Raw genomic sequence first — 16,241 nt, 5'->3', positions numbered from 1 at the left:
TTCTGTACCAATTAATGGTGATTCATAAAAAGCGTCGACAATTACAGATCCTTGCCTGAAATATGAAATAGTATCTCCAAACCCATAATAAAACTGATATATTGCACTAAACGCAATAGCTCCAAACATTTTGGCAGTTAACCCCAACCAAAAATACTTTCTAGTATATTTATTAGTCCATCGTTTTGCAAAATAGGGTGCGATTACAACATAAATAATCAAAAGATAAATTGGTGTGATTAATAAGTTGTATAAAGGATCCATTAAAAAAATATTGAAATATTAGGATTATTTGAAGGATCAAATATAAACTAATTTTCTTAAAACATCTCAACCAAATTCTTTGAAAAAAGATATTCGTGAGCAAATGCAACAAAATGTAAAATCAGGTCATAAAAAAACTCCTTAATGGAGTAAATGGGAGAGGAAAATGGAGCAAGATGAAAATTTTATCTTCGTGCTAAGTTGTGGGAAGTTGAAATTTTGAAATAGGGAAGGAGTATTCCTGTCTATGCAATTTTTTTGATAGAATTAAGTATTATTTCAATTGATTTTGTAGAGAAGGGTTGTTTGGAATAGATATACTTTTCCTTATGCTCTTTCAATAATAGAAAGAGAGGAAGATCGTTTCTAAAATGAAAGGTCTTTTTCTGATGGAGTCTTTTACGGTAACGTTTTTTCTTTAATGTTAGCCGTAGTGAGGTATTTCTGAGATAATGAGAGTAGACGAGTCTTGCATCTGAACACCAAAATATTTGCCTGCGGTCGGCATAAAGACGATATGGATTTTTTCGTTTGTAGCGTTTCGTAAGTTTAAGTTTCTTTTGAGAACCTCCAGCAAGTTTTTTTCTGGCCAATGCCAATTGTTGTGCATATTGAGCTTCATATTGTTTTCCTTTTGAATTTCGTTTGATTTCGCGATAGATCGTAGAAGGGGAAACACCAAGCTTTTTAGCTATGTGTCTTTTGCTTCTTTTCATAAAGAGAGCAAATTCAATGTATTTTCTATCGGCAATGTTCAGGTTTTTCATTTTAGTTGTAATACTAAATTATCGTCAACTTTCAATCGATCTTTCTACAAGATTTTATAGATTCTGCTTTCAAGCTTGCTTCTTCTTCATTTTTGTCTTAAAATAAAAAAGTAAAGGGGTTGTATGGTATTACAAACCCCTTTTGTCGTTTGTTAAGCTAGTTTAGCTTTCAGACCATAGTCATCAATGGTCCAACTTTGTGTTTCCACATAATCAAAAATATTTTTTAACACCCCCAGAAGAGAAGTGATTCTTAGTTGATTAATGTCGTAACTGAGGCCTCTGATAATCATCTCGAAGCCATAACTATTTTGGAGATCGAAGTTGGTCTTTTTGACTTCAACTTGAAGTTCTTCCATTTCAAGTTCCAGTTCTTTTCTACGCAGATCACCTTCCTCAAGCTGTGGAATACGGCCTTCTAAGTAAAGAATTCTAGCTTCATCTTCAGCTAAAGTGGCTTGATTTCTTTCTTTCCTGTCCATGGAATTATCTAAGTTCAGGTATTCACGAGTGCTTCTTGAGGAATAATCAAGGTAGGTTTCATTGAGTTGATTGATCAATAGTTGAGCATCTTCTTGTGTTTGGGCAAACATATTGATGTTTGTAGCATTGATAATGCTATTAAGATTAATCGTTTTCATAGATTTGCTTTTGAGATTAGAAATTTATTGAGTACCAAGAGAAATTTTGAATAGATCTATTTTTGAACCGTTGGCTTTTATGTATTCGTAAATATTATTAAAAATGTTTTATGTATTTCACATTTCATAACAATACTTAATATAGATTGAGAGTGTGCAAGGTGTTTTGCTTGAAAGTTAATATATATTATGTAGTCATTATTGATCTCCATTGTAAATATAGCCATCCCGTAGGGGCTGACCTATGTGTCTGCCCGCTGTCCCACCAGAAAAACCAGTAGTGAATTGTAATGTAGCATAATTCCATGTCCAATTTTTTGTTATTTCATTGCCATTTAGGTTTAATGCTATGATAATGGCTTTTGTAATGGTTTGTGTTGTGGTTCTGCGGGTAGACACGCAGGTCTACCCCTACATGTTTACCTGTTGTCTCACGAGAAAAACCAGTGATGAATTATAATAGAGCATAAATTTCTATCCAATTTTTGCAATTGCATTTATGTTTAATGTTATGATAATGGCTTTTGTGATGGATCGTGTTGTGGTTCTGTGGGTAGATCCGTAGGGGCAGACCTATGTGTCTGCCCGCTGTCCCACCAGAAAAACCAGTGGAGAATTATTATCAAGCATAATTCCATGTCCAATTTTTTGTTATTTCATTACCATTTATAATGGCTTTTGTGATGGATCGTGTTGTGGTTCTGTGGGTAGATCCGTAGGGGCAGACCTATGTGTCTGCCCGCTGTCCCACCAGAAAAACCAGTGGAGAATTATTATAAAGCATAATTCCATGTCCAATTTTTTGTTATTTCATTACCATTTATGTTTAATGCTATGATTTTTGTGATGGATCGTGTTGTGTTTCTGTGGGTAGACACACAGGTCTACCCCTACGTGGTTTTGTTTTAATGGTAAACATATGATTTAATAGTGCTGAATATTACTGAAAGAGTTAAGGTAATAGACATCATTAGTCATAAAAAAATAGCACTTAAGACAACTTAATTTTTAAAACAAGTCCAGTTAAATAAAATATTACTGTTATATTTACAATAGATATTAAATCGATTTTTGATGAATTGATTACTTTTTTGATCTTTATACTGCTTTAAAAATAAGTGTGATTTGGAAAATGAAATTGAGGTTTATAAGGTAGCCGTTCCTTTATTAATGGTATTCATATGATATATTGGAGGAAAGAATCATACCTTATGAAGGTAATGTAATTGACCTTATATTTAGGTTTGTGTACCTGTTTTGAATAGTTGTTCATCAAAAAATCTAATAATAGTTATAGTTGAAAATGAAAGCTTTTACATATAAGAAATGAAGTGATCAGTAGAAATTATTGGTCATATAACACCTTTTATGCTATTTGTGATGGCATGAGGATGCAAAGACATCATAGGGAATGTATTGAATCTTTTTTGGAATTATTACAAAGATATTTTTTACAATGTATGTTGAATACATCCTATGATTTTGAAGAGAAGTTGGAGTTTGGAGCCCGACAGTACAAATTCTAACAAGAAATATCGTAATGGAATTATTTCCTATTACAATAATTATTGAAGCACTTTTTCTGCATGGATTAAGTGCTTCAATTTTTTATAAAAAATAAGCCCAGGTTTAATTCTGGGCTATTTTAAGATCTCAAAGGTTATTTCTTAAATAGCGTGTCTAAATGGAACACTGTCCAATAAAGAATCATCTGTATTGAGAATTACTTCATTTAATTTTTCAACTATAATGTTTCTGTCTCTTGGTAATTGTGCATCAAAACTTACAGAGTTAATGGCATGAATTCCCATATATAGAGTAGGTACATTAACAAGCTCAATTGTTTTAATTTGTTCTTCTAATACTTCCCTTTCTGTAGAAATGCTAAAGGTTCCTTTTGCAACGTCATTTTCTAAAATAGTGCCTTTGTTAGCATTTAAAGTGGTTGGTACAATACCTAAAGGTTTCACTTTATTGATTAAACGTGCGTTGGCTTCTGCATTTTCAATACCTCTTTCACCTCCAGCAGCACCAAACATAAAGCCGTAGAAGAAAGTTATACCAAACTTATTTAAGCGCTCTAACTGTTCCTCTGTATCTTGTAAAGTCGCTCCTTTATTGAGATAATCTAAGGCATCGCTCAAACCTGTTTCAACACCAATCCATAAATCACCAATTCCCGCCTTTGCAATAGCAGCTAAGTCTTCATCCGATTTATGCATAATGTTATTGATGGAAGCATACATTGTGATCATCTCCACTTTTGGAAGGTATTGATGAATCAGGTCTGCAATGGCCTTTAGTCTTTTTCCTGAAAGTACAAAAGCGTCTCCATTTACTAAAAAGATTCTTTTTACATCAGGATATAAAACTTGGGCCTCTTTTAAATCCTCTTCTATTTGTTCCATTTTAGAAACCGAAAACTTTGTTTCTCTATACATGGTACAGAATGTACACTCATTGTGTGCACAGCCAACGGTCACTTCTAATAATAATGTATTGCCTTCATAAGGCGGTCTATAAACTTGTCCTGTATATTTCATTCTTTTCTAGTATTTTATTTGTGAAAGCGATGAGTTTTTTAATTTCATTTTTATTGTATGCATCTGGATGAGCAGAAGTATATCTACCAGAGTCATTATCGAAATAATCACCATTATGATGTTTGTGCTTTTCATCAAGTGCTAATTCAATCAATAGATCTGAACCTTTTTCGGCTGGTGACCAAAATTGTCCATATGCATCCAATGCCATTTTTGTTTTTAATAATGATCCCGGATTCACTGCAATGGAAGTGATATTTTGATATTGCTTGGCTAACGAAGTATTCCAAATAGTCAATGCCAATTTACTTTGGGCATACGCACTATTAGTTTCCAATGCTATTTTCCCTTCAAGCTTATTATAATCTAACTTTGTTTGAGCAGCAGAACTAAGGTTAATAATCCTTGGTTGTTTTGACTTCTGAATTGTTTCAATCAGCTCATTGGTTAGAATATAAGGTGCTAAATAATTGACAGTGAAACGTAAATCATATCCATTCGTACTTTTAGATGCATTACCATAAAATACCCCAGCATTATTGATCAACACATCTATGTGTTCTAATGTCCCGTTAATTTCATCGGCCATTTTCTTCACTTCATCCAAGTTGGAGAAATCAGCAGCAAACCCTTTTATTTTATGATTTGTAAGTGTCTCAATTTCTTGAATTAATGTATTTACTTTTACTTTATTTCTTCCATGAACAAATACTTGATGCCCCATTTTGGTTAACTCAATTGAAGCAATTTTACCAATGCCATCCGTACTTCCAGTAATCAGAATTATTTTACTTTCCACTTTTACCTCCTTTTTTATTTTTTTGAATGACCACAATGCAAATACAGCTATGCATTGTGGTTTTAAAGTTTTTGATTTTATGCTAAATCATCTTTTGCTTCAATCAAGAAGTGATGACTTATAGATCCAGCTGTTCTTTCTTTTAAATGAGGAACATATCCAGGATCTTTCATGAAATTTAAAGCAGCATCTTTAGAAGGCCATTCAATTACAATTCTTAAAGCAGCCTCAACTTTGTCACCTTCCAATTGTTCATGACTAGCAGTTCTTGCAAGGTATTTCCCTCCATGCTTTGCCACCAATCTGTTGGCAGGTTCAAGGTAATCAGCAATCCAAGCGTCTGTAGTTGGTGTCACGTCTAGTATTGAGTAGTAAGCCATAGTACTTAATTTTAAGTGGTGATTAATAACAACATTACAAAGATACTTGGTGGAAAGATGGATTTGATTGTATCAATATTGGTAAGAATTGTATGATTATTGGATTTGACGTAAAAACAGATTTTTTATTATACTATTTTGAGTTGTATAATCTAATTTTGTACTATAAATAATGAAAAAAGTCCAATATAAGTACAATGAAAACAGAATCAATCAATAAATTATTAGAAATACATGTAGAAGAATTAGATACTTGGGTGAAGCGACCTTATAAGAATAATTTCTTTGAGATTGTATTTGTTGAACAAGGTAAAGGAAGACAATGTATAAATGAACATGAGTTTGAATACAGTGAAGGGAACATTTTCTTTTTGCCACCAATGGACTGCCATTCCTTTAAAATAAAAGAACCTTCAAAATTTTACTTTATACGTTTTACTGATCATTACTTTCTTCAAAAAGACAGTTTGATGGATTATAAAGCTTGGTTTGACCGTATTGCTTATGTGATTGCAAACTACAATAAAGTACCTGGAGATATAATTTCTACCGATCAAGATCGTCAATTTATCATCAACAATATCAAATCTATTTATAAGGAATACTTATTGGCAGATGCTTACTCTACCTCTATCATTACAGGTGTGATAGCATCAATATTAAATATTTTGGCGAGAAGTATTGAGAAAAAATATGTAGATAAAGCCAATGAATCGGATAATCGTTTTGGTGAGATTTTACGCTATATCAATACCAACCTTCTGGATAATGAAAAAATAAGATTGAACCACCTTTCCGAACAGTTCGGGATCTCAAAATCTTACTTCTCAGAATACTTCAAAAAACAGGCGGGAGTGAGCCTTGGTGATTACATTTTAAAATCAAAACTCAAAATTGTTGAGACAAAAGTGTTGCACACAGATTTGAGTTTGAAAGAAATTGCCTGGCAATTGAATTTTACAGACAGCAGTCATCTTGCTAGATCTTTCAAAAAAGTATATGGAAGTACAATAAAAGAGTTCAAACTAAAAGGGAAGTTGAAATGTGACGTTTATTAGAAACGTTATTCTTAAATACCTCTTTTTGTATAAATAATTATTGAATTGTGTATTCTTTATATTTAAGTTTGTACTTAATACAATACAGCAAACTAATTGATTACAAACAAATGAGAATATTTATAATATCTATTGCATCTATGTTTACTTTTCCTGGAGCTATAACACTTATCATCTGCTTTTATAGTGCATTAGAAACCTTACAGCAAACTAAAATAGAAGATAAAATGAAGAAGAACATACTAACATGGAGTAAAATTATATTGATCTCTTTCTTTGTGATTATTCCACTATTCAGTTTTAGTCAAGAAGAGTATCTTTCTAGGTTATCACTTGCTGGAACAGTGTCAGAGTTTGCAGTTTCTCCATCAGAAGAAATATGGGTTGCTACAAGCTCGGGTAATGTATATTATACAAAGGGAGTAGGGAAATTGTGGCACTTAGGTCCGTTTGGGTCGTTAGAATACAATCCCTACCAACATCGAACTAAAGATGAATTTAAAAGAATTTATTTTATTTCTGAAGATAAGATGATGATTTCAGGTTATCTAAATGATGATGATACCAATAGAAGTTTTGTATACTGGTCAGAAAACCATGGAGAATCTTGGGATAAAGTTTATTTTAATGAAAGGAATTGGTTTAAAAATGCATATACTGATAATAAGGGGAAAGTATGGCTAATCGACAGTTATAATAGGATCTACTTTTCTAATGACAGTTGTAAAACATGGCAACCTATTGAAGGTGTCAACATTAAAGATTTTTTACCACGTATTTTATCAGTACATTTTTCTGAAGATGGAAAAACAGGAATTTTTGGAGCATTTGATAATAATATATTGCAAACGAAAAATAACTGTAAAACTTGGGAAAAGGTACCATCTCCTCTAGATCAAAATAAATATAAAAAACTTTCCAAAAATGAAGATACACGCATTCGAAAAGTCAGAGTCTTTGGAGATTATTTTATTCTTAAACAAAATGGGAAATTATTCTATACAAATAGAAATTCTATTGATTGGCAATACGTATCAAGAGTGTCTGATTTCGAGGTCTCTGAAAATGGACAATTTTATACTATTAATCACGATTATAGCATATCTATTTATGATGCTTCTTTTTTAGAAATATGGAAATCGAATGAAGTAATAGATGATGAATTAAGAGCTATAACAGTAAAAAACAATAGCTTATTTGTATTGACTTATGATAACCTCTATAAAATAGATGAAAAAGAGTTTAAAGTATCACCAATATTTACGGATGAACAACCAATAAAGGAACCCTACAGGAAAATCAATTATAAGGGACAGCTATATGGTTTTTGGGGTGAAGATATTTTACACTTTGATCAAAAATTGAAATTGTGGTCAAGATTAATGACAGCTGATTTTTCAGTTGGTGAAGCAAAGATAGTTGAAGATAAGTTATTGATTACCGATAGAGAGTGTAATAAAAACTATTTTGTTGATATAGAGAATAGAGCTTTAGATGAATATATAATTAGAGATCATCTTTTTTCAGGATTAATAGCTCAAGAATTACATTTTGAATTGACAAGTGATGGCTGTTTTCATTCTGAAGATGCAATAAGAGTGTATACTAAAAATGCTGATAAATTTGTTATTGACAACAAACGAAGTACCTCTGATTTCCTGTCTGATGCTCTCACTCAGATTGACTATAAACAGGTAGAACAGCTAATCCGAACTGTTGATCAATCAAGATCTAAAATGGTATCGATAAATGATTTGAATATCACCAAAAATGATGTGAAAAATTTTATTCAGTTTATTGATTATGTAGAAGCTATTGTCAAAAAAAATGATGTTTTATACCTAGGGTATGAAAGTCTTTATGATTTCCCTGGAGAATATTCTGATTTTAATTTTTACAGATCTATAGCAGACTCTCTTTCTACTTTAACTAAGGAGGAAATTAATGATATATTTTCTCAGGCCTCTGGAAATCATAGTACAACTACTGATATAAGAAGAATTAAAATAGTCTTTCAAAATGGGAAACAGCTCACAATTGAAAATTACGATGATGAACCTAATTATTTATATACTCCATGGGTTGTAGACTTTGAGGGTGTTAAATTTAGGATGAATTCAATTTTATTTGGTCAACATATAGAGGAGATTACAAATTGCATGTTTTTTACTGATGATGTAAAAAACATAAATTACGCGATATTCAAAATAGCAAATTATTTATACCGAAAGAAATTGAATTAGGGATATGACATTGAAACAACTTACAAGGAAAAAGCTATATAATATAAAGTATAAAGATGCATCAGTTTTGCTATTAACTAGAAGTAAAATTCATCTTCTTAAAAAGTTAGTAACGCCGTTTTTATGGGTTTTAATTTCTCAGGTTATGCTTATTATACCCCTTGCTGATAACAATTGTGATCTCATTGATGTTTTTCATGAGCATCCTATTATACTAATTGGAGGTCTATTTTTTATTGGACCTATCTATGATTTTTTCAAGCACTTGATCTCATTTATACGAGGTGAGGATTTATCTTTTCTTAAACAGGAAGACGCCTATAAAAAAGGAGAGAGGTTTCAATGTCAACTTTCAGATATTCAAGGTGTTCAGATTAGAAAATACTATGGTGATAAATTGGATACCTATGTTTTATCTTTGATGACAGCTGAGGGTTTGATTAAAGTTGACAAAGATTCAAAATTGGATGATATGATGGATTTGTCAGAGCAATTAGCAGACTTCTTAAATTTATCCATTACTTTAAAAAAATAGACTGTCTGTTTTTACTTTTAAAAACCACTGTATTTTGTATAGTAATACCTATTATCTATTCTGGAATAATGATAGAGAGAAGAAAATAACCTTATCGCTATCGAAGAGGAAAGTTACTATTAAAAAGAAGAGTGTCCTTTCAAAATCAATTATTTACAGGGTTTTGGAAGGATTTTTTTCTTCTAATAGAACACGAATTAGTACAATTATTGAAGTACATCATCATATTAAAATTAACAAACTATGATACGTGATATTAAACTAGACGATGCACAAGCAGTAGCAAATATTTATAACTATTACATTGAAAACACTGTGGTCACTTTTGAAGAGGAAGCAGTTAGTGCTGAAGAAATTCAGGAAAGAATTCAATCAAAACGTGTAGATTTACCTTGGATAGTTTTTGAAAAAGATAATGAGGTAGTAGGTTATGCTTACGCTTCTGAATGGAAATCAAGATGTGCTTATAAGTTTTCAGTAGAGAGTACTGTTTATCTTAAAAACACAGTTCTGAAAGAGGGGATCGGCACTCTATTATATACCGAACTATTGAATCGTATTAAGGCAACGAATGCCCACGCTATTATTGGTGGAATTGCTCTTCCTAATGAAGGAAGTACCAGATTACACGAAAAATTAGGCTTTGAGAAAGTAGCACAATTCAAAGAGGTAGGACATAAATTTGATCAATGGATTGATGTGGGGTATTGGGAGTTAATTCTATAAACTAAGGGATAATAGGATAAGCAATTAACTAATTTAATTATCAAGCATAAAAATGGATCACATTATTAAAAACTTTATTGAAGAGAAGATCATCAATTATGAAATATCAATTTTACCTCATAATTACCCTAAAGGAATAGAAAATGGATTTGATTTTTTCCAAGACGGTTATAGATACAATGGAGTGACTAAAGAATCCTTCGTAGGAAAAAGTTGGGAAGAGGATTTATATGTTATATGCTCAAATTATTATTCTGACCCCTATGTAATTAATATTCGCGAAAAAGATGATGGATATCCAGTTTATTATTGCGAGCATGGTAGTGGAAAATGGGCTTTTAGAAAAGTATTTAATTCAATTGAAACTTTTTTGAATTTTATTAAATCTGTACCTCGTTATGATATTGAAACAGAAGATATAAATTACAACAAAGTTCTAGAATTTTTACGAAGTTATCCCCAAAAAAATAGTTTAATTGAAGAGTGTATAGAAGAAGTTGAGGAAACTATAAACCTTGATGAGGGATAAAATTATTTCAACTAAACCAATTTTATAATAAAATGAATAACAAACTGCCAATTATCATTTATGGCTTAATCCTTTTAAGTTCATTTCGAATGATTCCCGATCTTACAATATCTCTTGAAGGTGATAAAGTAACAATAGGAAAGAAGTTTATTGAACGATTGAAAAGTCAACAGGAACTTAATGATTTGTTTACAGATAAATGGTTTTTAATTTATCATCAGGATGATAGGTGCAATGGATCAACAGACGGTAAAAAAGATGAATTGACGAATCTAGAAATAGACAAACCTATCAGTCTTGAGGTTATGAATGATGGAGAAGGGTGGGCCTGTCCAAAAAGAGATCCTAAAAAATCAATCTATACTTTTGACCTAAAGAAATTAATAGAAACTTGGAATAGGATTGAACTTTCAGGAAATGAAAATGGTACAGATAAAATATATATTGTTGGAGCAGGTGAGTCCGATTATATTATCTTACATTTTACTGCCGAAGGTTTGATTAAAACTTTAGAATATAGGAGTGAAGATCCAGGATGATATTTGTTAAGAGTAATTTAAAATGTTTAAAGCTAAAGAATTATAATACATAGTACTGTTAATGATATAATTTAGGAACGATTGATTCCTTAGAGAATGGAGTGGCGCTGTAATACAATAAGGACGTGTTATGCCATAACAATTTTAGGTTATTGTATTTCGACAGTTTTTGATGCTCATTTAGGGTGTGACAAATTCAGTTATAACAATCTATATTCTTCAAAAGATCTCAAAATAGATTAAGTTTCTCCCTCAACATTAATAAGAGAAAAGTCTTTATTCGAGATAAATAGAGACCCACTGAGCAATCATTCTACCTACATACTGAGAATATTTATTTTTAGTCAATAAATGATCAGCACCATCCAGTGAGATAAAACTTTTTGGATGATGAGCATAACCATAAATTTCAGCAGCATTTTTGATTTCCACTGTAGTGTCTTGTGGAGAGTGGGTGATGAGTATAGGTTTTCGTAAAGAAGACATCAATTCTTCCATGTCTGTAGCCGTGATGTCATCAATAAACTGCTTAGAAATTGTAAATGGACGACCGCCTAGTTCGACTAAAGCTTTTCCTTTTTCTTTAATCTCATCAATACTGTGTTGAAAAAGGTGCTGTACATGATGAGGAGCAGAGGGAGCACCAATAGTAGCTATAGCTTCTATAGAATCAATTTGTTTTCCAGCATAAATTGCAGCCGCACCACCAAGAGAATGCCCAATCATCAGTTTAGGAGCTTTATGCTCTTTCGCTAAAAAGTCGGCTACATCTATAAGGTCCTGTACGTTGGAACTGAAATCAGTATCACCAAAATCTCCATCACTTTGCCCTAAACCAGTGAAATCAAAACGAAGCACAGCTACTCCCATAGCGTTTAATGCTTTTGCAATATTTACCACCGCATTGAGGTTTTTCGTGCAAGTAAAACAATGGGCAAACATTGCATAAGTAGTTGTTTCTCTACCTTCTGGCAGTTCAAGTTTAGAAGACAACAAAATGCCTTTACTATTCTTAATTTTTAAGTCAATGGATTGCATATAATAGTTTTTGATAAAAGTTGGGTCCTCTACAATTTAATACATTTAGGGATGTTTTTACAATTGCTTTTTTAGTTGTGTAAATATCTTCTTAAAAAACTGATATAGAAGTGCTCACTTCTGGTTGTAGTAATCCCTAGAAGTATGAATTTATAGTATGTAAGTTTTAATAAAAGAAGTAAATCAATAGAATTAGTCACTAATTTTATTTACATCTTTTAACCAATAACCAGATGTGAAATTAGTTATAGAATCGGAATGAACAGTTTCCATTTTTGAGTTAAACCAAATTTTGGTATCAGAAGTATCACTTTGGGGTAACATCAACTTTGAAAGCTTATTTTTTTCAAAAGCTCTACTGCCAATTTCTGTAAGGTTAATATTATTTGAAAGATCTACATTGGTTAGGTTGTTATCATAAAATGCGTATTCCCCAATTTTGTAAAGTAAAGTACAATTGTTAAGGTTAATACTCTCAATTTTATTACATCCAAACACTCCACTTTCTATTATCTTAAGTTGAGTATTATTAGATAGATTAATATCAGTCAAATTATTGAAAGCGAATGCACTTGCCCCTATACTAGTACAACTTATTGGTAGCTTAATGTCAGTTAAATTATTATAGATAAATGCTTCAACTCCTATATAATTAACTTCAGTATTAGTAAAGTCAATCTCAATTAAACTATTATTAGCAAATGCTCTTTTTCCTATATACTTAATTTTAGTATTAGATAAGTCAACATTAGATAAATTATTACTGGCAAACACTTCATGCCATATAGAACTAACTTCAGTATTAGATAGATTAATATCCGTTAAATTATTACTAGCGAAGGCTTTATCTCCAATATTATAGAGTTTAGTATTTTTAGATAGGTCAATTTTAGTTAAACTATTATTTGTAAATGCATTACGCCCTATGCTAATGAGTTCAGTAGTATTAGATAAGTCCACATTTATAATTTTTTTGCTTACGGAACCTACCACATATATTTTATTAAAATCACAGAATACATCATCATTAATACTAGTTATTGGTTTATCTAAAAAGCATCTTGGTATTTTAATATTATTATGAACTCCTAAATATTCAATAATCTCCCCATCATTAAAAATAACATCAGAAAGTTTAATTTCATAGGGTTCATCATACGTATAATAATAATGTGAATAAAATGTAATAACTGCTTCTCCCGAATAACCAATATTCCAAGATCCTTTAAACTTTGGTAATGGTAACATAAAAGAGGTTCCTTGAATAATATTTTTTCCAATATCGACGAGTTCTGTATTATTAGATAAATCAATACTTTTGATATCGTTTTTATAAAAAGCATTCATTCCAATACTTGAAAGCATTATATTTAATGATAAGTCAATTTCAGATAGATTATTATTAGCAAATGCATTTTCTCCAATTCTTCTAAGTGCTATACACTTTGAAAGATCTATTTTTATCAAATTTTTATCTTCAAAAGCATTTTTAGCAATTGAAATAACTTGTACCCCATCTATAAACTCGGGAATCATTATGTTAGTGTGTTTGCCATTATAATTTATTATTTCGCCATTCTTAAAGGTTACATCTTTAGTAGTAATTTCATAAACTTCATGAGTTGAAAATGGAGTGTAATAGTAGGAAAATTCTAAGTCAGTTATAGTTTCACCTGAATTACCTGAATTCCACTTTCCTATTATATCTGGTGTTGGTAATTTGAAAGAACTTAGCTGATTATATGCAAATGCACTAAAACCAATACTAGTTAATTTAGTGTTATTTGATAGGTCTATATTTGTTAATGAATTTTCATAAAAAGCGTATTTTCCAATGCTTACAAGTGCAGTACTCTTAGAAAAATCAATATTAGTCAATTTGCAATTTCTGAAAGCAAAATCACCAATACTTGTTATTTCAATTCCATTAATAGTCTTTGGAATTGAGATGTTAGTATATTCACTAAGATACTCTGTAATTTTTCCACCTCTTATAATAACATCCTTCTGGTTTAATTGATGTGTAAAATTTTGGATGAAAAAAAACTCTAATAATAAATTTGTTATCTCACTATTAGACTTTCCTTGATTCCAAGATCCAGAAGAATCTGGTATAGGTAAGGTAAATGATTTCATCTGATTGAGATGGAAAGCACCTGCTCCAATATGAACTAATTTTGAATTCTTAGATAAATCAATATAACTTAGTTTATTATTTTCAAATGCATAGTGACCAATATATGATAAGGCAGTACAGTTAGAAAGTTGTACATTCATTAGTTGATTGTTGGTAAATGAAAAATTATCAATTCTACTTAAATTTGTATTGTTTGACAGATTGACATTTATGAGTTTGTTATTAGCAAAAGCGAATTCGCCAATTTCTTTAAGAGCTATATTGTTTGATAAGTCAACGCTCATTATCTGATTACTAATAAATGCTTCCTCTCCAATTTTAATAAGAGCCCTATTATTAGAGAGATCAACTGATGTTAATTTGTTAAATGCGAAAGCTTGATTACCAATCTCATTGAGAGTACTAAGATTAGACAAATTAATATTAGTGAGTTGATTTTTATAAAAAGCTCCATTTTCAATTTTAATTAGTGAGTCATTGTTAGTTAAGTTTAATTCAGTTAATTCATTTCTAGCAAATGCCTGTACTCCAATTTCTTTGAGCGAAGTATTGTTAGATAAGTCAATTTTAGTGAGTTTATTTTCATAAAAAGCTCCATTTTCAATTTTAATTAGTGAATCATTGTTAGTTAAGTTTAATTCAGTTAAATCATTTTCAGCAAATGCCTCTATTCCAATTTCTTTGAGCGAAGCATTATTAGGAAAGTCAATTTTTTTGAGATGGTTTTTATAAAAAGCTCTAAGTCTAATTTTAATAAGAGAAACATTGTTAGTTAAGTTTAACTCAGTTAAGTCATTTCCAGCAAATGCCTCTATTCCAATTTCTTTGAGCAAAGTATTGTTAGACAAGTCAATTTTATTAATTTGATTTCTATAAAATGCTCCTCTTCCAATTTTAATCAGTGAACTATTGTTCGCTAAGTTTAACTCAGTTAAATTATTATCAGCAAAAGCGTTTTTTTCAATTACTTCAAGAGCCGTACTTTTTGATAAGTCAATACTAGTTAACTGTCGTTTTGAAAATGCACCTTGACTTATTCTAGTAACTAATTCGCCATCTATTTTATTAGGTATAATAATATCTTTTTGATGACCATGGTATTTATATATAGTCCCAGAAACAAATGAAATATCTTTATTAGTAATTATGTGTGCTTTTTTGGGAGAGTTAAAATCACTAATCATAAAAAAACTACTGATGTCATCTTTACCGAAATGACCGAAAATTGGGTTAGTATTAGTTTTCCCTAATAAATGATTATAAATATGAGATAGTGTGATAAGCTTGTTTGATCGTTGTTCTAAGATTTCTAATAAAGAATAACAAAAAGGTGAATAATGACCTGGTTTACCATCTAATACAGGTTCTTTTGCTCCTGACGTTAGATACAACCGTCCTTTTTTATGATACTTTTCAAAAAAAACTTTGTTATCAATATCAATCTTATTATTAGTTTTTCCTCTGTTGATTAATTGATCATTAAATGTACCGCCAAAACAAACATCTAGTATAACTCCAATGTGTTTAGAAGGAAGTACATCTAAAATTCTTTGAAATTTTTGATACCCTAAATAAGAGTTATGAAAGATGTCAGATTTAGGGGATTCTGAATCCTTGAATACTATAAAACCATCTTTTTCATATGTTTCATCAAAGTCTCCATGTCCAGCTATATAAATCAGCAGTCTATCATTTTCTTTTAGAGTTTCATGATATGAATAGAGCTGTTTTTCTACTTTACTTTTTGTTGGTGATAACAGAAGATTACACTCAAAGCCATATTTGTTAGATAATACTTTTGCTATAGCCTTTGCATCTGTTTCTGCATTGTATAATGTAGGCCATACGGAAGAATTATAATTATTGCTTCCAATAACAAGTGCATACTTACCATTGCTATTAGTACCTGTATTTGAAATTTCATGTGGTTGTTTTTGAGCAAAGGTAAAAGTAGGACTTAAAAAAATACTGATGTATAAAGAAGTTAATATTAAAAAGTTTTTCATATCGATGATAAATTTTCAAAAAAGTATGGATTAGCT

General features: G+C 30.7%; 14 protein-coding genes and 1 pseudogene. 6 read left to right on the top strand and 9 right to left on the bottom strand.

Going from position 1 to position 16,241, the window contains the following annotated elements:
• The 7 genes and pseudogenes from AVL50_RS11995 to AVL50_RS11970 form a co-directional block, all read right to left on the bottom strand.
• Positions 1 to 264, bottom strand: a pseudogene (locus AVL50_RS11995) (hypothetical protein); the annotation flags it as partial.
• Positions 265 to 509: 245 nt separating this feature from the next.
• Positions 510 to 1,031 (bottom strand): helix-turn-helix domain-containing protein, encoded by a 522-nt coding sequence (locus AVL50_RS11990; RefSeq protein ID WP_062616746.1) that lies wholly within the window; start codon positions 1,029 to 1,031, stop codon positions 510 to 512.
• A gap of 152 nt (positions 1,032 to 1,183) precedes the next feature.
• Positions 1,184 to 1,672: a hypothetical protein gene (locus tag AVL50_RS11985; protein WP_062616745.1), complete on the bottom strand. Its 489-nt coding sequence runs from the start codon at positions 1,670 to 1,672 to the stop codon at positions 1,184 to 1,186.
• Positions 1,673 to 1,870: 198 nt separating this feature from the next.
• Complete coding sequence (locus AVL50_RS32975) at positions 1,871 to 2,071, bottom strand: hypothetical protein (protein WP_157491300.1); 201 nt, start codon at positions 2,069 to 2,071, stop codon at positions 1,871 to 1,873.
• Positions 2,072 to 3,339: 1,268 nt separating this feature from the next.
• Positions 3,340 to 4,215 carry a radical SAM protein gene (locus AVL50_RS11980; RefSeq protein ID WP_062616744.1) on the bottom strand — a complete coding sequence of 292 codons (876 nt, stop codon included), beginning with the start codon at positions 4,213 to 4,215 and terminating at the stop codon, positions 3,340 to 3,342.
• Complete coding sequence (locus tag AVL50_RS11975; protein WP_062616748.1) at positions 4,190 to 5,014, bottom strand: SDR family NAD(P)-dependent oxidoreductase; 825 nt, start codon at positions 5,012 to 5,014, stop codon at positions 4,190 to 4,192. The genes AVL50_RS11980 and AVL50_RS11975 overlap by 26 nt, the downstream gene beginning before the upstream one ends.
• 77 nt (positions 5,015 to 5,091) lie before the next feature.
• The gene (locus AVL50_RS11970) at positions 5,092 to 5,394 is read right to left on the bottom strand and encodes a DUF1330 domain-containing protein (protein ID WP_062616743.1); all 303 of its coding nucleotides are present in this window, start codon (positions 5,392 to 5,394) and stop codon (positions 5,092 to 5,094) included.
• 197 nt (positions 5,395 to 5,591) lie between these two features.
• Between AVL50_RS11970 and AVL50_RS11965 the strand changes: the two genes are divergently transcribed.
• The 6 genes from AVL50_RS11965 to AVL50_RS11940 all read left to right on the top strand — a co-directional run bounded on the left by AVL50_RS11965 (position 5,592) and on the right by AVL50_RS11940 (position 11,024).
• Positions 5,592 to 6,452 (top strand): AraC family transcriptional regulator, encoded by an 861-nt coding sequence (locus tag AVL50_RS11965; protein WP_062616742.1) that lies wholly within the window; start codon positions 5,592 to 5,594, stop codon positions 6,450 to 6,452.
• A 110-nt stretch (positions 6,453 to 6,562) separates the two neighbouring features.
• On the top strand, positions 6,563 to 8,695 hold the full coding sequence (locus tag AVL50_RS11960; RefSeq protein WP_157491299.1) for a hypothetical protein: 2,133 nt from the start codon (positions 6,563 to 6,565) through the stop codon (positions 8,693 to 8,695).
• 145 nt (positions 8,696 to 8,840) lie between these two features.
• A complete protein-coding gene (locus AVL50_RS11955; RefSeq protein WP_157491298.1) occupies positions 8,841 to 9,230 on the top strand; it encodes a hypothetical protein in 390 nt (129 codons plus the stop codon).
• Positions 9,231 to 9,473: 243 nt separating this feature from the next.
• Entirely contained in the window at positions 9,474 to 9,956 is a 483-nt protein-coding gene (locus AVL50_RS11950) for an arsinothricin resistance N-acetyltransferase ArsN1 family B (protein WP_062616739.1), read from the top strand.
• A 52-nt stretch (positions 9,957 to 10,008) separates the two neighbouring features.
• Complete coding sequence (locus AVL50_RS11945; protein WP_062616738.1) at positions 10,009 to 10,485, top strand: SMI1/KNR4 family protein; 477 nt, start codon at positions 10,009 to 10,011, stop codon at positions 10,483 to 10,485.
• Between the two features lie 32 nt (positions 10,486 to 10,517).
• A complete protein-coding gene (locus tag AVL50_RS11940) occupies positions 10,518 to 11,024 on the top strand; it encodes a hypothetical protein (RefSeq protein ID WP_062616737.1) in 507 nt (168 codons plus the stop codon).
• A gap of 276 nt (positions 11,025 to 11,300) precedes the next feature.
• Here the strand turns inward: AVL50_RS11940 and AVL50_RS11935 are convergent, their stop codons facing one another.
• Together AVL50_RS11935 and AVL50_RS11930 are read right to left on the bottom strand one after the other, a co-directional pair.
• Complete coding sequence (locus tag AVL50_RS11935) at positions 11,301 to 12,062, bottom strand: S9 family peptidase (protein WP_062616736.1); 762 nt, start codon at positions 12,060 to 12,062, stop codon at positions 11,301 to 11,303.
• A gap of 192 nt (positions 12,063 to 12,254) precedes the next feature.
• Positions 12,255 to 16,205: a leucine-rich repeat protein gene (locus tag AVL50_RS11930; RefSeq protein WP_062616735.1), complete on the bottom strand. Its 3,951-nt coding sequence runs from the start codon at positions 16,203 to 16,205 to the stop codon at positions 12,255 to 12,257.
• Positions 16,206 to 16,241: the final 36 nt, after the last annotated feature.

Source organism: Flammeovirga sp. SJP92 (assembly GCF_001583495.1).
GTDB lineage: Bacteria > Bacteroidota > Bacteroidia > Cytophagales > Flammeovirgaceae > Flammeovirga.
The sequence above is the reverse complement of the archived record's forward strand: the minus strand, read 5'-3'. Positions and strand labels throughout refer to the sequence as shown.